Here is a 22,778-nt window from a genome sequence, read left to right on the forward strand (position 1 = left end):
GCGACGGGCAGGTCGTGTGGCTGATGGCGCGATGGATTCATGACAGCAGGAGCACGGAGTCCCAGTGTGGGCCGCCCGTTGGCTGAGCCGGCAGTAGGGACAGGAGGGCCGCGGCGATTCCGGCGGTGCCCTGGAGAATGCCTGTGATGGCGGATGCGGGCGGTACTTCGGCATCGGCGCATGCCACGATCCGTACACCGGCTTCGGCAGCCCGGTCGCGCAGTTCGGCTTCCGCCGCAAGCCCGCCCAGCCGCCACATTGCCTGGAGCAGCCCGGCATCTCCATGGCAGACGATCGCGTCGTCGCCCTGCTGGTGGGCGGCATGAGGACTGCGGGGCAGCGCGTGGACGGCGTCGAGGGCGAGCCGCTGCCAGGCCGGGGTGCCGGTGACCGCGCCCGCCCGCCAGAGGGCGGTGGCGATCCCGGGGGCCCCGTAACACCAGCTCGCACGTGGGAGGGCGGGGCCGGCCGGAGGCCGTAGGCGCGACCAGCCCACCTCGTCATCGAACGCGATGCGTCCGGGCCAGTAGGGGCCCGCGTCGTCGGCCCGTACCCGGTCGGATAGCCAGCCGCCGATCCGATGCAGGGCGTCACCTTGGCCGGGGACGATAATGCCGTGCTCCGAGCACAGGGTGAGCAGGGACAGCGGGCCGGTGATTCCGTGCGCCATGCCGAGGTTGAAGTCGCCACGCGGAAAGGCGGCTTGGGCCGTCTCCGTCACCTGCCGGTGACCGGGCACCCACCAGCCCGGCACCCGATGGCCGTGGAACGCGACGGGCAGGGAGATCTCGACGAGGCGATCGAGGGTGGCGCGCAGCGCGGGTTCGGCCTGTGCGCGCTCGTCGGGGCCGCCTGCCGTGGCTGCGGTCAGCAAGGCCCGGCCCGTACCGGAGAGACCGGTGATGGCATCGTAGGAGGCCCAGCTCACGCCGTGCTCGTGCGCCCTGCCCGCGCGCTCGGCGCCGATGCGCCGGAGCTGCTCCCGTGCCACATGGTCGACGAGTCGCCGACGCAGACGCGGATAGTGGCCGCCCAGCGGGGCGCACGCCTGGACTGCGGCCAGGACGGCGGCGGGTCCCAGATGCAGCCCTGCGGACGGGGTGCCCTTCGCCAGGGTCCGCGCCGCCGCGGCGATGTGGGTGTGGACGGCGCGGAGCCAGACGCGGTCGTGCCGGGCGAGTTCGGCGAAGAACAGCGCCACTCCGGTGTTGCCATCCAGGGACACCGCGGCGGCGGCCGAAAGGGGGCTGATGTTTGGGGCGATGCGCTGCGGATCGGCGAGTGTATTGGCCAGCCGCTCCACGGCCGCTTCCGCAGCGTGCGCAAGGTCCGTCACCGCTGGTGCCGCCGACGGTCGGCGTGGGCGATCACGCAGGCGCGGGCCACTGCGTGCGCCCGGCGCTCGCTCTCACGGTTGGTGCCCAGCAGGCGGTTGCACGTTATGTGTGTCAGGCTCGGGACGATCCGCGTGAGATTCGTGTCCAGCGCTACCAACTGCTCGGCGTAATCGCGCAGAGCCGACGCGCGTTCCTCGAACGCGGCCAGCAGAGCGCGGCCCCCGGCGTCGCGCGGCACCCCGGGCCATCCGCCCGCCGGATCGATCAAGCGCAGCCAAGCGGGACGCCGGGACCGGAAGCTCTCCGGCAGGTGGTGTACTGAGGCGAACTTCGACAGCCAGGCGGCAGCCGGTTCCTCGTACCGGCCCACGGGGCCGTGCCCGAAGCTGTCGACGAGGGAGGCGATCGCCATCGCGGCGAGCGCGGTGGCATCCCAGCCGTGGACACGCTGCCGGGCAAGGGACAGGCTGACGAGCGCCGCCTCGCTGTCGGCATGGAAGAAGCGTTCGGCGGCCGGCTGTGCCTGCGGTCCGCCGTAGCGCTCCAGCTCGGGATCGTAGGTGTCGAGCACGCAGCGGGCGATAGCCCCGTCGTCCGTCCACCGCTGGATCGCGTCCCTCAGGACGGGGAAGACATCGCGCCACAGGGCGTCGGCCGGGCCATGGAAACGCAGCCGCAAATGATCGGCCTCGTCGCGGTACCGCACGAAGAACCACCGGTCGACCGTGCCACGCGCCTTTGGCGAAAGGCTGTGGAGGAACGGGGACAGACGCTCGCGCAGAAAGGCGTTGATGTGCCGCTCCGGCAGATACAGCTTGGCGTAGAGCCACTCACCGCCGGGCGTGTGCAGACGGCCTCGTATGGGAGGGAGGGTGTGCACGAGGGGCGGCGCGTCCGCAGGGGCATCGGCGCGGTGGAAGGGGACGACCAGTTCCGCCAGATGGGGCGTACCGGAGTTGTCCGTCAGCCAGGAGCCGGGCTCCGGCTGTATGCCGGGGGGTTCTTCGACGACCACATCGGCGGCCTCCTTGGCGGCCATGTCGCGCAGCGTCTCCAGATGCCAGTGGCACTCCAGGTCCAGCAGTAGCCGGTGGTCATAGCGGCCGATCACCACGTGCCGGGGCACCCCCCAGCGGTGGCGCCATGCCGCGACGGCTTCGGCCCAGGCCCGGTCGTCGGCTGCGGCGGTGTGTCCGCCGAGCTCGTCCAGCTGCCACCGCGCCGGGCACAGAATCGTTCTGCCGTAGCGGACCCGGGGCAGATACGGCAGGTCCTGGACCGGGCCCCAGTCCCACGGGCGTGGGAAGTGCTGATCGTACCGGCTGATCTCCAGCAGCAGCCGTGCCGCGTTGGGTGCCTGCCCGTGGGCATCGAGCGCGTGGTGGGCGCGGGGCAGCACTCGGCGGCCGGAGGGGAGGTGCACCGCGTGCAGCCGGTCGTGGTCCGCTGTGACGGCGATGTCCTCAAGACGCAGCTCGGTGGCGGCATCGGATTCGGGCGGGATGCCCAGAGAGAGGCGGTAGGGCGTGGTGCGCGGGGCGTTGGAGACGTTACGGGCGCGACTGGTACGCGGCTGATACGCGATGGTGAGGTCCAGCGCGTCGCTGTGACCGGGCGGGGCGGCAGCGGCCACCTCCCAGGCGAGCGAGCCGAGCAGCCCGGCGAACCGGCCCAGCGTCGCCCCTGCCTCCAGCGGCCCTGGCCAGGGTGCGGCCGTCAGCAGGAAGTCTCCTCGCGTCAGCGACTTTGGGTCCGAGGCCGCCGTGAGGTGGAAGTGGTACTCGCAAGAGCGGGGAAGACGATGCCCGGTCGGCGGGGTGGGTGCGAGCCGTTCCGCCGCAGCATCGTCCAGCACAACCTCGTGCCGGCCCTCCTTGATCGCCTCTGCGGCCATGCGGCTCAGGAGGCGGTCCCGGGGTGCGTCAGCAGGAGGATGCTGTGCGCCGACGGCGGTGCGTGTGCCGTGCTGCGGCCAGCGATAGCCCGCAGGGACGCCGAGGCCGACGGTGTCGTCGGTCAGTTCGGTGAGAGGGACGGCCCGGTCGGTGCCATAGCGCTCCAGGAACGCCTCGTGATAGGCGCGTAGGTTCGCCGTCCCTGGCACCGGCGGCGACAGTCGCCACAGCACGCCGACTGCAGTGGCCGCCTCGTCGAACACTGCGGACGGCAATTGGACGTCCGCGCCTAGGCACAGATCGACGTGCAGGAGGCGTTCGGCGTCCCTGAGGTCGCGCATGCGGCATTCGAGGATGGCAAGGGGCTCGCGGCGTTGCCCCAGGGGAGCCGCGTCGTATGCGTCGCGTGCGACGGCGATCGCGCGCAGGGCGGCCAGCAGCGGGCAGGCCGGTACCGACACGTCCTCCAGGCGCGCCAGCACACCGATGACATGCTCCAGCGCGTCCGTCCCATCCAGTGCGGGACGGAGTTCTGTCAGCAGGATCTCCTGCCTGACCAGCGCACCGATCATCCGGTCCGCTGCGCCCGCAGGGGCGTCAGGAAAGCGTCGTTGCAGCTCGCGAACGATGTCGGCGGTGCGTGCCCCGCCGGCGGCCAGCTCAAGCGCCGCTTCCACCGCGGGGGTCAAGCGCACCGACACCTCGTCCTGCTGTCTTCCCCCCTCTGCAGTGGAGTGGTCGGAGGGTGTGATGGCGACGAGGCGGTCTCTTCTCCTCAACAGGCCTGCATGGCTGCGCAGCGCAAGCTGGCCAAGGAGCGCCGGATCGCTTTCCCATTCCCGGATGAGTCCGGACAGCCAGTCGAGGTCCACCTGGGTGCGGGTCGTCTCCGGTTCGCTCCATTGCACCTTCGCCGTATCTCCCGCGCGTACGGGGGCTACCCCTGCGAACAGGCCGAAGGGGGTGGCCCGGGTCCGTATGCGTGCTTCGTAGCGGACGGCCGACACAGCCGCTTTGCGCAACTGTGCCTGCGGTTTTGTGTCGAACTGACCGGAGGTGAGGAAACGCGCCAGCGAGGGGCTGGCGATCCGCAGCGCGTCCATGAACACCGCGTCCGACGCAGCCCCTCGCAGCAGCTCCGCACAGGAGCGGGTCATGAGCCAGGCTGACGGCTCATGACCGCGCAACGGGGAGCGCAGCACAGCGGCGTATGCGGGCTGAAATGGTCCGTACACAGGCATCGGCCTCCCTCGCGCTCCGCTCCCGGCTCCTGAGCGGCTCAATTACCCGCAGTTGCTCTGCCAGGTGCACGAAGTGGACGGGCTGGTCAGATATGCGTCTGCGCCGGTCTCGACAGAGCTCAGCTCAATCTCCACGTCGAGGTCGAATACGTCCTCTGTGGCCAGGCCCTCGGCTGCGAGTGCAACGAATGAAGACATGCAGCAACACTCCTTCAGATGCGTGAATGGTCTTGATAATCTTCCGGGCTGTCCGCTGAAGCTCATCACGAGGGCTGTTGGCCTGCCAGTATCCGATAGTGCCCTTGGAGCCGCAGAAAGTTGACAGGCGGCGCTGTACGCCACGGCCGTTGGACGGGTTTCCCTGAAGTTTGCCCGTCATCTTGGGCACTCGATCTTCATGCCGTGAGGGCGTGCTGTTGCCGCCGGCTGGTCTCGGCTGGGGGTGAGGTAGCCGAAGTCTCGGTGTTCGCGCAGGCAGCGGCGGTTGAGAGGGTCTCGACGAAGGCGAAGACCTCGGCGCCAACCGTGGCGCGGTCGGGCCGGATCCGGGTGCCGATCTCTCCTTTGAGCAGGGCACAGAAACTCTCCGCCGCGGCGTTATCGAAGCACTATCCGGTGCGCCCGCAGCTTTACCGAAGGCTCAACTAGCCCATCACGCACCGGAATTCAGCGGATGTGTATTCGCTGCCGCGATCCGAGGTGCGATGCATCCGGACTGAGGGCTGCCCAGCCGTGGGCCACCTTCAGCACGTCGGCGACCAGGGAGGCCCGGTGGTGGTCGGGCATGGCGTAGCCGACGACCTCGCGGGTGGCCAGGTCCAGCCAGCAGGCGAGGTAGAGCCAGCCCTCGGCGGTGGGCAGACATGTGATGTCCCCGACGAGTATGGTGCCGGGCTGTTCGGCGTGGAAGCCGCGGCTGATCAGGTCCGGGGCTGGCCGGGCCTTCTCGTCCGGCCGTGTCAGGGAGCGGCGTCTGCGGCGATGGGCGCGCTGGGGGCTGTGCTCGCGCATGAGACGGGCGACCCGCCTGCGGTTCACCACTCCTCCCGGGCACCGCAGTTGGGCATGGATGCGTGGACGCCTTAGGTGCCCCGGGAGGCGAGATGGATGACGGTGACCTCGTGGGCCAAGGCGTCGTTGGCGGCCTTTGCGGTCCGCCCGGGTCTTTGCCTTGGCGAGCCAGGCATAGAAGGAGGAGCGGGCCACCTTGAGCAGTCGGCATAGGAATGCGCGACACCGTGGGTAGTCTTCTCTGCCTCGACGCACGTACACCTCGTTCACCGATCGCTCTCCTTCGCGAAGAAGACCGCGGTTTTTCGCAGTACCTCGATCGTCTTGGCCTGCTCGGCGGCGGAGCTTGCACAGCCGTTTGAGTTCCTCCCGCTCGGCCGTGGTGAGCTTGCCCAAGCGGCCGTCGCCGCGATCTGTCTTGGCCTGGCGGTACCAGCCGCGCAGGGACTCCGGGCCGACGCTGAGATCCCGGGCGACCTCGGGCATCGTCCGGCCCGCGGAGTCCACCAGCGCAATCGCGTCCCGTTTGAACTCGCATGTGTACCGCTTCGTGTACTTGCTTCCCACCTAGAACTATTTCCTCTGGAACCTCAGTCCCAGTCTTCAGGCGCCCGCGGTCAAGGGGAAGCTCCAACGAGATCCCGGCCCAGCCGGGAGACGTATTCCAGGTGGGTGTCGTACTGCATGGCGTCCCACCGTTCCGCGGAGGGGGCGGACGTGCCGTCGTGTTCCAAGGGGTCCTATGCCCTACTGGGCAGTGCGGTGAGCAGCCCGCCCGATGCGATGCCGTGCTCACCGATGCTGGAGCAGTGACAACGTGGCCCGGACAACGGTCCCGCCGGTCTCGGCGGCCGTCGCGGAGAACGACCCGCCGTACGCCTCGCTCCGCCAGCGCATCGCCTGCATCCCATAGCCCGACCCCGCCGGCCCGGAGTTCTGCTGCATCCCGCACCCGTCGTCGGCGACCGTAAGACTGACGCAGTCGCAGCGGTATGTCAGGCGGACGTTCACATGCTGCGCGTCCGCGTGCTTGACGACATTGGTGAGAGCTTCCTGAACTACACGGTAGGCGACCGGGCTTGCGCCGTGGTCCGCTGCGAAACCGTACTTCCCCGGCCATCCTCGCCTTCGACGACGACCTCTACCAGCAGCCCGTTCTCGGCAGCCACCCGCCCTGCCAGAGAGCGGACCGCCTCGGTCAGGCCCAACTGTCGCAGCGCCACCGGATGCAGCGTGGCGATGATGCTGCGCAGTACCGAGGCCTGATCGTCGAGTCGGTGGGCCGCATTTTGCGCCACCTCGCGCAGCGCACCGGGGTCTGCATCTGCGCTGGCCGCGTCGAGCTGGAGGACCTCGTCGTGCAACTCGCCCGCGATCAGTGCCGCGTAGTGCTCCTGACGGGCGATGAGAGCCCGGCTCCTGCTCTGGCCCACCAGCTCTGACCTCGGGCCAGGCCGGCACGGCGTACACGGCCGCCGCCAGCAGCAGCCCGCAGGCCACGTAGCCCGCCGTGCGGACCTCCAGCAGCCGGGCCACCTCGAGAGCCGTGGACCCGCTCGCCATCAGCACCAGCAGCCACCGGACCCGCGGCGTTCCGCCGGCCATGACCGCCAGAGCAGTGGTGGCCGCGGCCACGACCAGAGCCGCTACCGGCCCGATCGGCAGCGGATCCGGTACGAGGAGGTCGGCCGCGTACGCCACCGCACCAACCAGGATCAACGCCAGGCACAGATCGCGGACCAGCCCCACGGCGTAGGGGCGGCGGTGCATCATCGGCCGCCTGCTGGGCCGTTCACCGATTGCCTTGCGCACGGACGGACCCGTTGCGCCGGGCGTAGGCGACGAGGTCGGCCCTGCTGACGAGCCCCAGCCGGTTGCGCAGGGCGGCCCGGATGCTCTCGACCGTTCGGACGCTGACCGCAAGGTGCGCCGCGACCTCCCGGTTGGTGTGCCCGTCGGTCAGCAGGTCCAGGATCTGCCGTTCCCGTGGTGACAGCTCCCGTGCGTACTCCGGCACATCCGCCAGATCGGCCCCGAGCCGGGGTTGCACATACCGTCCGCCACTGGCCACGGTCCTCGCCGCCAGGACCAACTCGGGAACCGAGGTGTTCTTCGACAGATAGCCCGAGGCGCCTGCGGCCAGTGCCCCACGGACCAGTGCCGGGTCCTCGTGCGCGCTGTGCACCAGGATCCCCATGCCCGGCGCGGCCTTGAGCAGCCCGGCGATGGCCGCCAGGACCGGCCCAGTGTGCAGCACCATGTCCAGCATCAGCAGATCGGGCCGCTGCTGCGCCACGATGACTGCTGCCTCACGTTCGCAGGCGGTCTCACCCACCACAGCGAAGCCCTCTGGTTCCAGCAGTGCCCGGGTTCCGGCCCGCACCGTCAGATGGTCGTCCACCAGAACCACTCGCACAGGATCGCCCATCGCCGCCCTTGACCTTCCGGAGTCGCACGGAAATACACCTGCGTGCGGCCCAATGTGAGTGTTTCTCTTGCCCAGGATTCCAGCATGCAATAGGTGGGATTTGCACTCACCTTCCGATCCGCGGCACCACTTGTCAACCATCAGGAACGGAAAGCGATCTCGGCATTACGTCGTGAACTCCTCTTCGTCCTCTTCGAGTTCGCTTCGGGTGCCCTGGACTCGTTGCGGAGAATCCGCAGGAATTTTGCGGGCTGGCACGGATGGCACGTTCGCAGGCGCCAGAGACGATTGGGATGTCGGTTCTCACGCCAACGAGAAGGAGGTGAGTCGTCCGTGCTGCAGTTCCCTGTCCTCTGGATCCCCGGAATCCTGACACTGTTCGTCGCGGTCTAGCGAGGTCAGGAGGAGATCTCCTACTCGCGCGGAAGGGAGGTGACCCATCATGCTAAACTTCAGCCTTTTTAATTTCACCGTCGGGCTGACGATGTTCAACCTCGGGGGGTTCCACATCGGAGGCTGAGCCCCCAGTGCCCAGAGTCAGACCATCCACGGCAGAACAGGAGTGACGACGTGTTCCCGTCCCTCATCAGTATCACGTTCCGACTCATCCCTTTCAGTTTCGGATCCGGGTGAGCCGTCAGGTCACCGTATGCCTGGGCCTGCCGGTCGTCAGCGATTACGACCGGCAGGCCCAGGCGTGTGAGCCCTTGAGGCTTTTCCAATCTCAGGTTGAGGTGCAGCGAAGGACGACGACAGCCTTCACGATGTCGGTGATCGGGTTGGTGCTGCAACGGAGCTTCCGCAGGAGGCGCCAGCCCTTGAGAGTGGCCATGGTCTGCTCGCAGAGGCAGCGGGTCTTGGCGTGCGCGCTGTTGTGCCGCCGCTGCCACCGCTTGAGTCGACGACCGCGAAGCGGGACCCCGGATCGATCTGCCGACGTCTTGCTCGCCCAGCACCTGACGTCGGCGGCGAGTGTGTCGGTGATCCCGCGAGTCCGCACGGAGGTCAGATCGTGAGTCGAGCCGGGCAGCGCAGGCGAGGCCCACAGCAGGCGTCCGAACGGATCGGTGAGGACTTACACGTTCATGCCGTGGCGCTTGTGCTTCCCGGATGTCGGCGGCGAAGCTGGAGGGGGCCAGGCCGAGGACCCTGCACAGCCGCTTCACGCCGAAACGGCACTGGTGGTCGGCGACGAACTGAAAGTGGCTCTCACCAGCGCGTCTCCCCAGCGAAATACTTCGCGGCCCTCCGCGGGATCTCCCGCTCTTGCCTCAGCTCAGCGACCTCTTTCCGCAGGGGCCGTGTTCTCTGCCGCCAGCGCCGAGAGCGGCTGGGTGTCTGCTGCTTCCCCTCGGCGGCCACGCGGGCGGGAGGCGCCTTCGGTCCGCGTGGCCAGTTCCTGAGCGTCTCCGGGGTGTCTCCAGGCCAGCGGCAAGTTCCTTGATCGTCGCCTGCGGGCGGGACTGGTACAGCTCGACCGCGTCCTTCTTGAACTCGGCCGGATAGTGCTTCATGGCCACGACATGTCCGTTCTCAGATCCTTAAGATCCACTGTCTCGAGTGTCCAGGATCCGGAGCGAAGGCCCTCGAATCCGTACACGACTTCCTGCACGCAACCCCTCCGCCCGGCTCGCCGGCGCGTCGGCGGGCTGCGGGTTCTGATACGTGACAGATGGTGCTTCCGGAACGAGTTCTCTGTCACGACTGGGGCTTGACAACACCATTAGGGGACTACTGGTGAATCGATAGTGGACTCGGCACCATCCCCATCCTTCCAGGGCCAAAGACCTCAATCACGTCCACTTAAGGATAGATTCCCTGAAGCGGCTTTATATCAGCTGGCAACTCTGGCAACCTTGCCCGAACGAGGCCGACTCATGGCAGGCCGCGCAGCAGACTTGGAAGAATGAATACCCATAGCCCAACCTGCAAGGGATGAATTTGACGTATGTCGAAATTCACGAACCACGTAAACTCCCGACGCATCTCCGGGAAAAGGTCTCAGTCGACCTTCTTTGCTGCGGCAGCTGTTGTGGCAACTCTTGCGGCAGTCAGTGGATGCATCCATGCGTCGAATCCGCTAAGGGTAGAAGGTGGGGCGGCAATGAATCAACTCCCTTCCGGTAAAGCAGGTAAGGTCTCCACTCACATTCTGGACACCAGTTCAGGGAAGCCTGCCAGCGGTGTATCGGTGACCATATCGACACGTCAGGATGGGCGGGGGGAATGGAAAGAACTGGGGAGGTCGAATACCGGAGATGATGGTCGAATCAACGATTTCCCTGCCCTTCCGGACCGGGCCACTCAGGCTCGCCTGACATTCGATACCGAAAAGTACCTTTCTTCTCGGGCGGCCCGAGATGGTCAGGAGGGCGAGAAGGTATTCTTCCCTGAAGTACCGGTTATATTCGCCGTCGAGCCGGGAAAGGAATACCACATACCTCTCATTCTCAACCCGTATGGGTACTCTACATATCGGGGTAGTTAAAGGTTGTCCCGAAAGGGATTTGGGAACCGTTGTGGGGATGGTTGGGTTGCTCGTCCGCCGGCTGTCGGTCTAGTAGGGCTTGGTCATGTTGGTGCGGGGTCTGGCATGTCGCGGTGACAGGTGGGGCAGGCGCCGGTCCAGATCACGAGGAGTATCTGTAGCTCGCGGACGACTCGGTAGAGGCTCAGGCCGACGCCGTCTCTTTTGGGGATCGGCTCAGTCGTTGAAGGGTGCAGAAGGCGTGGGCGACCGAGACGAGGGTGACGTGGTGGTGCCAGCCTGGCCAGGTTCGGCCTTCGAAGTGGGCCAGGCCCAGGGCCTGTTTCATCTCGCGGTAGTCGTTCTCGATGCGCCAGCGGAGCTTCGCGGTGCGCACGAGGACGGGCAATGGAGTGGTCCCGGGCAGGTTGGAGAGCCAGAACTGCACGGGCTCGTCCTGGTCGGCGGGCCATTCGGCCAGCAGCCAGCGGACCGGAAGCTCGGTGGCGGCCGTGGCCTTGCGGATCTCGCGTCCGGCGGGCCGGATCCGCAGGGCCACGAAGCGCGAGTACATGCGCTTGTGCCCGCTTCGGCCACTGCCCGGCCGTGATCCCTCCCTCCACTGCACCGGCCGCGCGGAGGATTTGCCGGCCGCGATGACCAGACTCTTCACCCTCTGTGCCGGCTCGGGGTAGGCAGGAACCGGCCGCCGGCCCCGGCCGGGGTAGGCCGGGGTGCACGGCCGAGCGTCCTCGGGTTGCGCGGTAGTCGTGGTCGAGATGCCCACCACGTAGTCGAGACCGCGTTCTTCCAGGCCAAGCCGGAAGGCGGCGGTGTCCCCGTAGCCGCCGTCGGCGATGACCTGGGGCACCTCGATGCCCCAGGACCGCGTCTCATCGATCATGTCGAGGGCCAGCTGCCACTTCTCGACATGGCTCACCTGGACGGGGATGGCGCACTTGTCACGTCGGGCCACCTTGACGGGATCGGCCTTCGGTGAGGCGGGATCCCAGCTTCCGGGCAGGAACAGGCGCCAGTTCACCGCCGCCGAAGCGCCGTTGGAAGCCAGGTGCAGCGAAACCCCGGCCTGGCAGTTGGTGACCTTGCCCGCGGTGCCGGTGTACTGCCGGGTCACGCACGCGGACGCGTCCCCGTCCTTGAGGAACCCGGTGTCATCGATGATCAACGCGGTGGGTTTGACGACCGGCTGCATACGCCAGGCCAGACGGGCCCGCACGTGCGCAGCATCCCAGGGGCTGGAAGTGACGAAGTGGGCCAGCGCCTGCCGGTTCCCGTCTTCGCCCAGACGGGCGGCCATCGGCTCCACCGACTTGCGCCCGCTGTCCAGCAGCAGGCCCCGCAGATAGACCCCACCCCACCGCCGCTGATCCGCCCGCGCGAACGGCTCGAACATCTCCGCCGCGAAGTCCTCCAGATCACACCGGACCGCAGCCAACTCCTCACCCAGCACACCCGATCAACGACACGACCGATCAACAAGACACGCCATCACGGACTGCACATGACCAAGCCCTACTAGGCGGTGAGGTGTTGGAGGCGGGCGGTGCCCACCACGCCTTCGGCGATCTCCGTGTCGGCGACGTTGAAGTGCCTGGTCAGTGCGTGCAGGGCGGCGCGCAGCCGGGCGGGGTGCAGGCCTCCGGGCGGGACAGACTCGTGAAGTACTCGGCCCGGGGTCCAACACGTATGCCTCACCATTGAGGGCCTGGGAGGGCCAGGCGGGAGCAGGCCCTGGCACTGTACCTCCCCGGCGCGCGGGGCACCTAGGCTGACGCCGGGGGGCCTCTATGTCTTTCGTCGAGCGAGGTGAGGGGTTCGGTTTTCGTGGAAGGTGCTGTCACGGAGCTTGGCGAACGGCACGCTGATGCGGTGCCGTGCGAGGCGGAGGAGTGCTTGTGTGTGGGTCTTTCCGCGGGCCCGGCACTTGTCGTAGTAGGTGCGGGAGGTGGGGTCGTGCAGGGCGGCGAACGCGGACAGGAACATGGCTTTCTTGAGCTGGCGGACCGCCTCGGGGTGCGTGTTCGCCGTGGATCGAGGTGCCCGACGACTTCGTGGCGGGGGCGAGGCCGGCGTAGGAGGCGAGGTGGGCGGCGGTGGGGAAGCGGGTGCCGTCGCTGACGGTGGCCAGCAGGGTGGCGGCGGTGCTGACCGCGATCCCCGGCATCGGGATCAGGACCTGGGAAAGAGGGTGTTCCTCCAGCAGGGTTTTGATTTGGGCTTCCAGGGACCGGTGTTGCCCGTGGACGGCTCCGGGCGAGCGGGCCAGCGACGGGTCGACGATGTCGAGGGTGCCCGTGCCTGGCACGACCATGGTCTGCTCGTCCAGCGCGTGGAAGACCTCGTCGATCAGCCGCTGGGCCATGCGCGGGGCCTTGGCCGGATAATTTCGGCAAGCCTGCGTCGGCCCGCTTTCCGCAGGGCCTGCGGGGATCCGTAGCGTTCCAGCAGCCAGGTCACCGCGGGGTGGTCCAGGCGTGGCCCGAGCATGCGTTCCAGCGAGGGGTGGAACTGGGTGAGGGGGCCGCGGATCCGGTTGGAGGTGTGGGTGGCCTTGGCCGCGAGGTCTTGGTCGAAGCCGGTCAGCACGGTCAGTTCGGCGGTGATCTCGTCGGTCGGCTCCAGCGAGCGCAGGGTGTGCGGCATGGTCCGGGCGGTGTCCGCGACGCCGCGGCATCCTTCGCGTCGGTCTTCGCCTCGCCGGGATACAGATCGGCGATCCGCTGTATTGCCGGTCCGGGCAGGTAGGCGACCTTGCAGCCTGCGTCCCGGCCAACCGTCAGCGGCAGGGCGGCGATGGAGGCGGGCTGGTCCACGATCAGCAGGACCGTGCCGAACTTCGCGTTCAGCTTGTCGAACATGGCCCGGAGCCTGGCTCGGTGTTGGGCAGGGGTTTGTCGAAGACCTTCTTGCCGGCTGGGGTCGGCCCATGGCCGTGGTGGGCGCTCTTGCCGACGTCCAGAGCGAAGAACACGTCGACGTCGCTGATGTCGTACAACCCATCCTCCCGAACGGGGTTGGTGCGGTGCTGGCCACGGTGCTGGCGCCGTATTCGCGCATCCACGTTGTGCAGACCTGCCACCCGCGAGATGCCGGGCGTTGCGCCAGGCGGGGTGGTAGTCGGACCTCTCATCAGCGTCTCCGTCGGCACCCCCCCGGGCCCGGTGGCACCCCCCCCGAGTCATGCCTTCCAATGCCGTTGCTTTTGCGGCTCTCGACCGGTTGAAGCGGTGTACTGATATCCCGTCTGGAGCGGCTGGGCCTGGGAGTGCTGACCCGGTTACGCCCGCCTGAACTGGTGGACCGTGTGGTCGGCGAGGCTGGACGCTCGGAGAAGCGTCGGCGCTTGCTGTCCGCCCGGTTCACGGTGTACTTCGTCCTGGCGGTGTGCTTGTTCCCACAGGCTGACTACCTGGAAGTTCTGCGCCTGGTGAAGACCGGCGACCCGGGGCTGCGGCCCTGGACCGGGGTGAACAAGTCCTCGCTGACCAGGGCCCGGCAAAGGCTTGGGTGGACCGTGCTGCGGGACCTGTTCCGGGCCGTGGCCCGGCCGCTGGGCAGGGAAGATGAACTCTTCCACGGGCTGCGGGTGCTTGCCCTGGACGGGATGCTGCTGGCCGTGCCGGACTCGGCGGCGAACAACGGCGCTTTCGGCAAGTCGGGTTCGCAGCGCAGTCCGATGGAGGCTATCCGCAGGCCCGAGTGGTCGCGGTGGCCGAGTGCTCGACCCACGCCGTCCTCGACGCCGTGATCGGCGGGTTCAAGGACTCCGAGTGCATCGTCTCCGACGCCCTGGACGCCCATGTCGGGACCGACAGGCTACTGCTTGCCGACCGGGGGCTGTGGGGTCTTGCCCGATGGCACCGGCTGCGGGACCAGGGCACTCACCTGCTATGGCGAATCGAGCGACGCAAGGCCCGTCGGGTGCAGGACGTCCTGCCCGACGGCAGTTATCTGGCACGGATCGAGGCGAACAAGCACAGCAAGGCGGCCAGGACCCTCAAAGCTCCGCCGGCTCTGGTCAGGGTGAACGAGTACCGCGTCGACGGCCAGACCGACATCGTCCGGCTCATCACCAGCTTGACCGATCACGAGAGGTACCCGGCCGCCGAGCTTGCCCCGCTCTATACCCGGCGCTGGGAGATCGAGCTGGTCTTCGACGAGATCAAGACCCACCAGCGCGGCAGGCCGGTCCTGAGATCCCAGACGCCGGACGGGGCGCGGCAGGAGATCTACGCGCATCTGATCGTCCACCACGCCGCCAGGGAACTGCTGGACGAGGTGGCCAGGCTGCACCAGAGCACCGCCGAGCGGACATCGTTCACCCGGGCCCTGTACGTCGTCCGCCGCACGGTGATCTCACCGAGCGGCTTTGCCCCCTCCGCCCGCAGACGTGATCGCCGTCTGAGCCTTAACCAGATCGGACACAGCTTGTTGCCCCGCCGCCGAGCCCGTGACTGCCCCCGCAAGATCCGCTCGTGCGTCACCGGCTACGGCAGCAAGGCCCCTGGAGAACCCGCCAGCCACCGCCGTTCACCGATCGTCGTCACCCTGAACCACCGATGGCATGACCACCAAATCAACTACATTGCCATGTCTTCGACAGGGGAGCGCAGTCATGCCGGGCCCGGAGGCCAGCGGCCCTCTTGCAGGACCGCAAAGAAGATAACGGCGGTCAGTTCACGGAGACCTCGGGCTCGCCGGAGGCGATGCCGTCCTTCTCCATCTGCTCGGCGATCTTCATGGCTTCCTCGATGAGGGTCTCCACGATCTTCGACTCCGGCACGGTCTTGATGACCTCGCCCTTGACGAAGATCTGGCCTTTGCCGTTGCCGGACGCCACGCCGAGGTCGGCCTCACGGGCCTCGCCCGGGCCGTTGACGACGCAGCCCATGACGGCGACGCGCAGCGGCACCTCCATACCCTCCAGACCAGCGGTGACCTGGTCGGCGAGCTTGTAGACGTCCACCTGGGCGCGGCCGCAGGAGGGGCAGGAGACAATCTCCAGGCGGCGCTGCTTGAGGTTGAGCGCCTCCAGGATCTGCAGACCGACCTTGACCTCCTCCGCCGGCGGGGCGGAGAGCGAGACGCGGATGGTGTCGCCGATGCCCTCGCTGAGCAGCGCGCCGAAGGCGACGGCGGACTTGATGGTGCCCTGGAAGGCCGGGCCCGCCTCGGTCACACCGAGGTGGAGGGGGTAGTCGCTCTGGGCGGCGAGCTGGCGGTAGGCGCTGACCATCACGACGGGGTCGTTGTGCTTGACCGAGATCTTGATGTCGCCGAAGCCGTGCTCCTCGAAGAGCGAGGCCTCCCACAGCGCAGACTCGACCAGCGCCTCGGGGGTGGCCTTGCCGTACTTCTGCAGCAGGCGGCGGTCCAGGGAGCCAGCGTTGACGCCGATACGGATCGGGGTGCCGGCGTCGGAGGCCGCCTTGGCGATCTCCTTGACCTTGTCGTCGAACTGCTTAATGTTGCCGGGGTTGACGCGGACCGCCGCGCAGCCCGCGTCGATCGCGGCGAAGACGTACTTCGGCTGGAAGTGAATGTCGGCGATCACCGGGATCTGCGACTTCTTCGCGATGACCGCCAGAGCGTCGGCGTCGTCCTGCGTAGGGCAGGCGACGCGCACGATCTGGCAGCCCGAGGCCGTCAGCTCGGCGATCTGCTGAAGCGTGGCGCCGATGTCGGAGGTGCGCGTGGTCGTCATGGACTGCACCGAGACCGGTGCGTCCCCACCCACGGCGACCGGACCGACCTGGAGTTGGCGTGAGGCACGGCGCGGGGCCAAGGGCAGCAGGGGTACAGAGGGGATACCCAACGGTACGGAAGACATGGAGAGTTCGGTCCTTGCTCTCGATTGCGGAATGCCTGTCGGGGACCGACAGGGAAGCCCAAGGAAGGTGCTGGCCACTCTGTGGAGCGGGCATGCGCGTGGTGCTTTTCTTGAGCACCACGATGGGCAGCCGGATTTTCCAGGCGTTCGACGATTCATGACGATACAGCAGAAGTGAATGGTGTGATGCTGGAACGTCATGGCGGTGACATTCTGATATGTGAGAGCACGCTGAAATGCGTCCGTGTCACCTCACTTCCTGATGGACCGGTCGTTGTCCGGTCCCATGCGAGAACCGCTTTGCGGCCGCGATATCTCACCTCGATTCCGGGGAGTTGATGAGGGAATCTTCGTTCAGTGTTTCCGGGCGAGCAAGAGGCTAAGGCCCCGTTCTGGGCGACGTCATGTGACCTGGTGGAACCATCATTGTGATGCACCTGGCAGGCCCGCATCGACACATATCAATCGTGACGGCCGATCTGCCACTCGGAGAGGAGAAATTCCTCCATGGAGTCACCTTTCGTACGGAGGTTGTCATCTTTCTTCGCGCCGGATCCACCTAAGGGTCATTTAGTGTAATCAATTGCGCTGAAGGGCCGGAGGGCACGGCGCTATGAGCCGTTTTATGACTACAAGAGCGAGTCAACGTGATTGTTACCAGCGCATACGGTGAGCGTATACAGCACCTGAAGCAACGAACCGGCGTGCAGCGGCTTCGGGGGCTGGTAGGCGGCACGATACTTGCGTTGTCTCTGGCCGCGATGGTCGCCGCTGCCCTGCTGACGGCACCGCCTGCCTTCGCCGCCGCTGCACTGCTCAGCTACGGTGCAGATCTGTATCTGCACCGTGCCGAGCCCAAGCTGATGCGGCGCCTGGGCCAGCTGAGGGCCGGTGTCACGATGCGTGCGATGCTGCGGTGCGCTCTCCTGCTGGTGCTGCAGGAACGGATGTCGCTGCTCGACGACCGGTACCAGGTGTTTGTGGAGGCTCTACTGCTGGCGTTCTTGGTCGAGCAAGTCGTCTTCTCTGCGATGTGTTTGTCGATCAGGCGGCACCGAGCTATGCCGGTCGCCACTCGGAACATCAACCTCGGGCGGCTGCGAATTCCCGACACGCCACCACTCCTGCTCACCGGATGGCCGGGCCAGAGAATGCTCCATCTTGAGTTTCTGATCTTCACCGGTCTCGCCATTACCGCCTTCACGGACATTGGCCGATGGCTGCTTGGCGGTGTTCTGACTGCCGTTTTGATCTCGACAGTCACGCTGCTGGCCATCGTTCCGCACCTGATTGGAGCCATGCGGTTTCCGAGCCGCGAGCGGGTGTTGAAAAACGTCAACGGCTGGCTGCGCCATTATTGCCCGGAGACAATACTCTACTTCAGTGGATCCCGGGATTCCGCGTATCAGGTGAACATGTGGCTGGAGACGCTGGCTGCGCTGGAAACGCGTCCGCTCATCGTTCTGCGCGAGCGTCATCTACTCTCCACACTCAAATCCACACATCTGCCGATTCTGTGCGTTCCCAGCGCTGTGCACCTGATGAACATGGAGCTTTCCTCGGTGCGCGTCGCCCTCTACGCAGCGAATGTGGGGAAAAATATCCACCTGCTGCGTGTTCCCACCATCAAACACGTCTTCATCGGGCATGGCGACAGTGACAAGATCGCGAGTGTGAATCCGTACAGCAAGGTGTACGACGAGGTATGGGTGGCCGGCCGCGCAGGCCGTGAACGTTATCGAGTGGCGCGCGTGGGGGTCGTGGATTCGGACATCGTGGAGGTCGGGCGCCCCCAGCTCGACGGGGTGCAGATGGCGGATGCCGGTGCCTCGGCACCGGCCGTCCCCACGGTCTTGTACGCACCGACATGGGAGGGCTGGACAGACGACCCCGGAAACACCTCACTCACCCTGGCCGGTGAACGCATCGTCAGCGCCCTCCTCAAGAGCGAACGGCCGCTGCGTGTGCTGTACAAGCCCCATCCCTTCACCGGCACCCGATCGCCCGCTGCGCTGAGGGCGCATCTGCGCATCGTGCGCATGATCGAACAGGCCAATGAGGCGCGGTGCCGGGGCGAGCGCTTCGCCGAGACGCCGGCGCAGCAGCAGCACCGCGCCGAGCGTATGCGCAGCCTGGAGAGACTTGAGCAGGAACGAGCGGCCCTAGAGGCCCCGTCGGGGAGGGCGCAGGGAGACGATGCTCAGCGTTCCCGGGAGGGCGCTGCGGCCGATCTGGAGCTGACGGCGAAACTCGAAGCATTGCAATCACGCTGGCACAAGGCGTTCTGGGAGAGCAAGCCCCCCTGGGAGCACCTGGTGATCCAGGGGAATACTCCGACGCTCTATGACTGCTTCGACCAGTCGGACCTACTCATCAGCGATATCTCGAGTGTGGTTTCAGATTTCGTTGCGAGCCTCAAACCGTATGCACTGACGGACACCGCAGAAGTGGGCGAGTACTGGTTTCGCCGTCAGAACACGGTGGCCCGGGCGGCGTATCTGCTGACCGCGGACGCAAGCGGCATCCAGGAACTTGTCGACGTCCTCTTCGAAGACGGCCCGGATCGATTGCGCGAGGACAGGGTCCAGCTCAGAGACTATCTGCTCGGACCTGCCGAACCTCCATCGCTGGAACGTTTCAATGAGGCGCTGAGAAGACTAGCTCATCGCGACCTTGTCAATCTTTCTGCAAGCCCTGAAAACCGGCAGCCAACCTTCGCGGAACTTTTGAACAGGAGTCGCGTATGAGCATCCGAGTCAGTGTCATCGTGCCCACGCACAACACCGGAGACACGATCGTGAAGGGAATCAACTCTCTTCGCGTGCAGTCCATGCCCAGGGAACAATTTGAAGTTATCTACGTGGACGACGGGTCCACGGACAACACCCCTGAACTCATAGCATCCGAAATCCATTCTGAGGACAACTTTCACCTTGTCCGGATCGAGAACTCGGGCTGGCCGGGGAAGCCGCGCAATATAGGTATGCAGTCGGCGCGCGGGGAGTACGTTCATTTCGCGGACGATGATGACTGGCTGGCCCCGGAAGCACTGGAACGCCTTTACCGGCGCGCGGTGGAAACCGGGGCCGACATTGTGTGCGGACGGATGGCAGGGCATGGGAGGGCGGTTCCGAGGATCCTGTTCGAGAAGCCGATGTCGGCCGGTGATATTCGCCGGAACACGATTCTCTTGTCCTCCATGACGGTACACAAGCTGTTCCGCAAAAATTTTCTCGACGAGCACGAAATAAGGTTTCCCGAGGGGAAGGTGAGGCTCGAGGACCACATGTTCATGCTGCGCGCCTACCTCTCCACGGAAAGAGTGGCAACGGTTCATGACTACACATGTTACCACTGGGTCCGACATATATCAGGACAGCATAATATTTCCTTCGGAAGCATCGATCCGGAGGAATATCTGGGCAGTGTGGCACGAGTCATAGAAATTCTCTCCGAGTATATTTCCGACGGAGAGCTGCGAGACAGGTTCATCGCGCACTGGTACTCCGGCAAAGTGCTCGGACAGCTCCTGGGGAGCAAATTTCTGCAGAACGATGTGGAATACCGCGAGCGACTCTTCGCCGCTGTGCGGTCGCTCGTCAGTACGCATATACCGGCCCGGGTCGATTCGCAGCTGCACGCGGCCCGTCGTGTCGTGTCGGCGCTGGTGCGGCACGGCCGACGCGATCTGTGCGAGAAATTTGCCGCATTTGAGGCGGGCACGACACACGAGCCGCGGCTCACCGGAATCCAGTGGCACGGGGACGACCTTCGCATCCATGTCACATCGGAGCTCAGGCGCATCGACAGCGACGGAAGCAGCGTTCCGATGCTGTTCACCCAGGATGGCAACCGCTGGGTCTGGAAACTCCCTGACGAACTGACCGCAGTCCCCGGTGTAAAGGAAGCAGCGGACTTCACTGAGGAGCTGGCCAAGAGCAAGCTGCGGGGCATGTTCCGGTACCGGGATGAATCCACGGAACTCTTCGCGCCAACCGTGCAGCGACTGGTCACTGTCCCCGTGGAGTCCCCGCAGGCAGGGCAGAGGATCACTCGGCTGCGCTTTGAATGCTACTTCCCCTTCAAGCCGGAAAACGGAAACCAGGGAAAGCCGCTGGCCGGGATCTGGGATGCCCACCTTCGTCTTGACTCTTGCGGATGGTCCAGCACCAGGCGGCTGGGCGCCAACCGCGAAGACGGTGTCGAAGCTGCCCGGGTACCGGCCTTCACCGGGGCTCGGCAGGCGTTCGTCAACCCGTACTGGACCAGCCCGTACGGCAACTTGAGTCTGTCCATCGACGGGACTTTCACCCCCCTGAACCGGGCAGTACGCAGACTGGACCAGGTGTGGTCGGTGATAGCGGGAAGCACACTGGAAATTGACATCCCTTTGGCGATCGCTCCACCGACTGTGCCCGTTCCGGTCTGCCTGCGGTTGGAGACTCGGGAGCAGGAACCGATACGTATTCCGGCGACAGTACAGTCGGCGCCCGGGCCCGGCCAGCCCCTCCTCTCGATTCGAGCACCGGAGGAGGAGCTCGCGGCAAAATGCGGAACGGGCTCCTGGGATCTGCAGATTGAGCGCTCCGGGCGCTCCGGGCACCTTGGTCTGCGTATCCGCAGGGATGCCGCCACTGGAATATGGCACATAACGCGTTGACGGTCCCGCCCCGGCACCAGGTAGCAGTCGGGGCCTCCGGCGGCCGGGATATGCGGGCCGGCGTTGGCCCGGATGGCGGCTTCTCGAGTGGGGTAGAAGCCAACACTGTAACTCTGTTGGTGATCTTGTCGGGTGGTGGCGCTGGCCGCTGACGGTGGTTCGCTGGAAGGGGCGGGGCAGCCCCGGCGTGGGGCGCCAGCGGTTCCACGTCGCGGACGTGCAAGTGTGCGGCCAGCGCCGTAGGCGCTGTCGGGCAGGGCCCATCCGTCAGCACCGTGAAGCAACTCGGGTGCCATGGCCTGCTCGGATGTGTTGGCGGGGGGCTGCCTGCGGGCGTGATGACACCGGCCCAGCAGACCCGTGCAGGTGCACGCGTAGCCCAGAAGGTCTGCTTGGCGGCTTCATCGCGCCCGCAGGCGTCCCCTCGCGTGTGCAGCGGCAGCGGTAGCCAGATCGGAATAGGTCAGCGCGGGTTGGCCGCATGTGGAGCAGGTGCCGGTCCAGGCGGCCGGGAGTTTCTGCAACGCGCGCAGGACGGCGTAGAGAGTCAGGCCGGTGCAGGGACTTTTGGGTCGAGTCTGAGCAGGGTGCAGAAGGCCTGGGCGAGGCAGGCGAGGGTGACATGGCGGTGCCAGCCGCTGAAGCTGCGGCCTTCGAAGTGGTCCAGCCCGAGGCCGTCCTTGAGTTCGCGGTAGTCGTGCTCGATGCGCCAGCGGATCTTGGCGGTGTGGACCAGGTCGCGCAGCGGGAGGCCGGCGGACAGGGTGGACAGCCAGTAGTCGGTGGGCTCGGCGGGGCCGGGCGGCCACTCGGCGAGCATCCAGCACTCCGGCAGGGAGCCGTCCGAGTGGCGGCGGATCTGCCGGTTGGCCGGGCGCACGCGCAGGGCGAGAAGACGCGAGTGCATCTCGGCCCGGGGATTGCTCTTCGTGGTCCTGCTCCCGTCGCGCCAGGTGACCGTCCTCAGTGCGGATCGTCCCGGGTTCAGGGCGAGTTGGCGCAAGGGTGCGGGCGGAGCGGGGTAGGCATGCACGGGCGGGCGGCACCGGCCTGGGTAGGGCGGGCGCTCGGGGACCGCGTCGCCCAGGTGGGCGCTGGTGGTGCCCTTGACCGCCACTGCGTAGGCCAGGCCGCGCTCCGTCAGGCCCTCACGGCCCGTGAACCTCGTCGAGCGTGTCCAGGGCCAGGCGCCACTTCTCCCGGTGCCGCCCGCCCCCGGGAATGCCGGCCTTCGCCCGGCGGCGCCGGATGGCTTCCGCAAGCAGCGGCGTCGGAGTTCTTGGCATCGTCCCAGCTCTCGGGCAGGAACAGCCGCCAGCCAACAGCAGCAGACGCATCGTCGGAAACCAGATTGACGCTCACTCCGATCTGGCAGTTGCCGCGCTTGCCCAGCGCGCCGCAGTACATCCGTGCCACACCCGGGAATTGAACCGTCCTTGGGAAACCCCACGTCATCGACGGCATACGCCCGCGGCGACAGGTGCGCGGCGGCCCAGCGCCCCAGCCGCTCACGGACCACGGTCCAGTCCGAGGCAGAGGAGGAGACGAACTGCTGCAACTGCTGGTGGTCCACGCCCAGACGCTCCGCCATGGGCTGCATCGACTTGCGCTTGCCGTCCAGCATCAGCCCGCGCACGTACAACCCGCCCTGCAACGAACCGAGCATCTCCTCCGCGAACGCCTCCAGACGCGGACGGACCTTCTCCATCTCCTCAGGTGTCACACCTGACAGGACATCACACCCCATCCGACCAGCAGCAACTGACACGAAAATAGGGGCTTGAACGCTGGCCCGGTGCACGGGTTCAGACGGCTTCGATCGGGTCGAAACGGACGGTCAGGCCGAGGCTGTTGGCCTCCTTGATCATGCGGCGTATGGCTCGTTGGG

14 protein-coding genes and 3 pseudogenes are annotated in these 22,778 nt (G+C 66.5%); 5 read left to right on the forward strand and 12 right to left on the reverse strand.

The genetic code is table 11. The annotated features are described in order from the left end of the window. Positions 1-37: 37 nt before the first annotated feature. The 8 genes and pseudogenes from ACLJWH_RS29250 to ACLJWH_RS29285 all read right to left on the reverse strand — a co-directional run. Positions 38-1,336 carry a lanthionine synthetase C family protein gene (locus tag ACLJWH_RS29250; RefSeq protein WP_411144781.1) on the reverse strand — a complete coding sequence of 433 codons (1,299 nt, stop codon included), beginning with the start codon at positions 1,334-1,336 and terminating at the stop codon, positions 38-40. After that, positions 1,333-4,389, reverse strand: coding sequence for a lantibiotic dehydratase (locus ACLJWH_RS29255; protein WP_411144782.1), 3,057 nt, complete (start codon positions 4,387-4,389; stop codon positions 1,333-1,335). The genes ACLJWH_RS29250 and ACLJWH_RS29255 overlap by 4 nt, the downstream gene beginning before the upstream one ends. A 126-nt stretch (positions 4,390-4,515) precedes the next feature. Beyond that, complete coding sequence (locus tag ACLJWH_RS29260; RefSeq protein ID WP_411144783.1) at positions 4,516-4,671, reverse strand: FDLD family class I lanthipeptide; 156 nt, start codon at positions 4,669-4,671, stop codon at positions 4,516-4,518. Positions 4,672-5,139: 468 nt separating this feature from the next. Beyond that, complete coding sequence (locus ACLJWH_RS29265) at positions 5,140-6,051, reverse strand: IS3 family transposase (protein ID WP_411144784.1); 912 nt, start codon at positions 6,049-6,051, stop codon at positions 5,140-5,142. Between the two features lie 225 nt (positions 6,052-6,276). Further along, positions 6,277-6,495 carry an ATP-binding protein gene (locus ACLJWH_RS29270; protein ID WP_411144785.1) on the reverse strand — a complete coding sequence of 73 codons (219 nt, stop codon included), beginning with the start codon at positions 6,493-6,495 and terminating at the stop codon, positions 6,277-6,279. A 47-nt stretch (positions 6,496-6,542) separates the two neighbouring features. Then, positions 6,543-6,917, reverse strand: a complete 375-nt coding sequence (locus ACLJWH_RS29275) for a hypothetical protein (protein ID WP_411144786.1) — start codon at positions 6,915-6,917, stop codon at positions 6,543-6,545. 359 nt (positions 6,918-7,276) lie between these two features. Then, complete coding sequence (locus ACLJWH_RS29280) at positions 7,277-7,894, reverse strand: response regulator (RefSeq protein ID WP_411144787.1); 618 nt, start codon at positions 7,892-7,894, stop codon at positions 7,277-7,279. A gap of 742 nt (positions 7,895-8,636) precedes the next feature. Continuing rightward, a pseudogene (locus ACLJWH_RS29285) lies at positions 8,637-9,032 on the reverse strand (transposase family protein); the annotation flags it as partial. Between the two features lie 984 nt (positions 9,033-10,016). Between ACLJWH_RS29285 and uraH the strand changes: the two are divergent. Continuing rightward, positions 10,017-10,400 carry a hydroxyisourate hydrolase gene (gene uraH, locus ACLJWH_RS29290; protein WP_411144788.1) on the forward strand — a complete coding sequence of 128 codons (384 nt, stop codon included), beginning with the start codon at positions 10,017-10,019 and terminating at the stop codon, positions 10,398-10,400. Between the two features lie 184 nt (positions 10,401-10,584). Here the strand turns inward: uraH and ACLJWH_RS29295 are convergent, their stop codons facing one another. Both ACLJWH_RS29295 and ACLJWH_RS29300 read right to left on the reverse strand, forming a co-directional pair. Beyond that, entirely contained in the window at positions 10,585-11,850 is a 1,266-nt protein-coding gene (locus ACLJWH_RS29295) for an IS701 family transposase (RefSeq protein WP_411144789.1), read from the reverse strand. A 335-nt stretch (positions 11,851-12,185) separates the two neighbouring features. Further along, positions 12,186-13,395, reverse strand: a pseudogene (locus ACLJWH_RS29300) (IS110 family transposase). Between the two features lie 270 nt (positions 13,396-13,665). Between ACLJWH_RS29300 and ACLJWH_RS29305 the strand changes: the two are divergent. Further along, a complete protein-coding gene (locus ACLJWH_RS29305; protein WP_411144790.1) occupies positions 13,666-14,148 on the forward strand; it encodes a transposase domain-containing protein in 483 nt (160 codons plus the stop codon). Beyond that, positions 14,100-15,155, forward strand: coding sequence for an IS4 family transposase (locus ACLJWH_RS29310; RefSeq protein WP_411144791.1), 1,056 nt, complete (start codon positions 14,100-14,102; stop codon positions 15,153-15,155). Before ACLJWH_RS29305 ends, ACLJWH_RS29310 begins: the two co-directional genes overlap by 49 nt. Here the strand turns inward: ACLJWH_RS29310 and ispG are convergent. Further along, on the reverse strand, positions 15,073-16,230 hold the full coding sequence (ispG, locus tag ACLJWH_RS29315; RefSeq protein ID WP_411144792.1) for a flavodoxin-dependent (E)-4-hydroxy-3-methylbut-2-enyl-diphosphate synthase: 1,158 nt from the start codon (positions 16,228-16,230) through the stop codon (positions 15,073-15,075). The genes ACLJWH_RS29310 and ispG overlap by 83 nt on opposite strands. Before the next feature lie 647 nt (positions 16,231-16,877). Here ispG and ACLJWH_RS29320 point away from each other — a divergent pair. Then, the gene (locus tag ACLJWH_RS29320) at positions 16,878-18,977 is read left to right on the forward strand and encodes a hypothetical protein (RefSeq protein ID WP_411144793.1); all 2,100 of its coding nucleotides are present in this window, start codon (positions 16,878-16,880) and stop codon (positions 18,975-18,977) included. Continuing rightward, positions 18,974-20,890 carry a glycosyltransferase family 2 protein gene (locus tag ACLJWH_RS29325; protein ID WP_411144794.1) on the forward strand — a complete coding sequence of 639 codons (1,917 nt, stop codon included), beginning with the start codon at positions 18,974-18,976 and terminating at the stop codon, positions 20,888-20,890. The genes ACLJWH_RS29320 and ACLJWH_RS29325 overlap by 4 nt, the downstream gene beginning before the upstream one ends. Positions 20,891-21,437: 547 nt before the next feature. Here the strand turns inward: ACLJWH_RS29325 and ACLJWH_RS29330 are convergent. After that, positions 21,438-22,613, reverse strand: a pseudogene (locus tag ACLJWH_RS29330) (IS701 family transposase). Positions 22,614-22,778: the final 165 nt, after the last annotated feature.

The sequence above is a fragment of the Streptomyces sp. x-80 genome, assembly GCF_046549095.1.
Taxonomy (GTDB): domain Bacteria; phylum Actinomycetota; class Actinomycetes; order Streptomycetales; family Streptomycetaceae; genus Streptomyces; species Streptomyces celluloflavus.

What these genes read in the sequence shown, in the direction of transcription:
- ispG (WP_411144792.1), bottom strand. Translation starts at nt 16,230, where the DNA reads ATGTCTTCCGTACCGTTGGGTATCCCCTCTGTACCCCTGCTGCCCTTG.
- ACLJWH_RS29260 (WP_411144783.1), bottom strand. Translation starts at nt 4,671, where the DNA reads ATGTCTTCATTCGTTGCACTCGCAGCCGAGGGCCTGGCCACAGAGGAC.
- uraH (WP_411144788.1), top strand. Translation starts at nt 10,017, where the DNA reads ATGAATCAACTCCCTTCCGGTAAAGCAGGTAAGGTCTCCACTCACATT.
- ACLJWH_RS29255 (WP_411144782.1), bottom strand. Translation starts at nt 4,389, where the DNA reads ATGACCCGCTCCTGTGCGGAGCTGCTGCGAGGGGCTGCGTCGGACGCG.
- ACLJWH_RS29325 (WP_411144794.1), top strand. Translation starts at nt 18,974, where the DNA reads ATGAGCATCCGAGTCAGTGTCATCGTGCCCACGCACAACACCGGAGAC.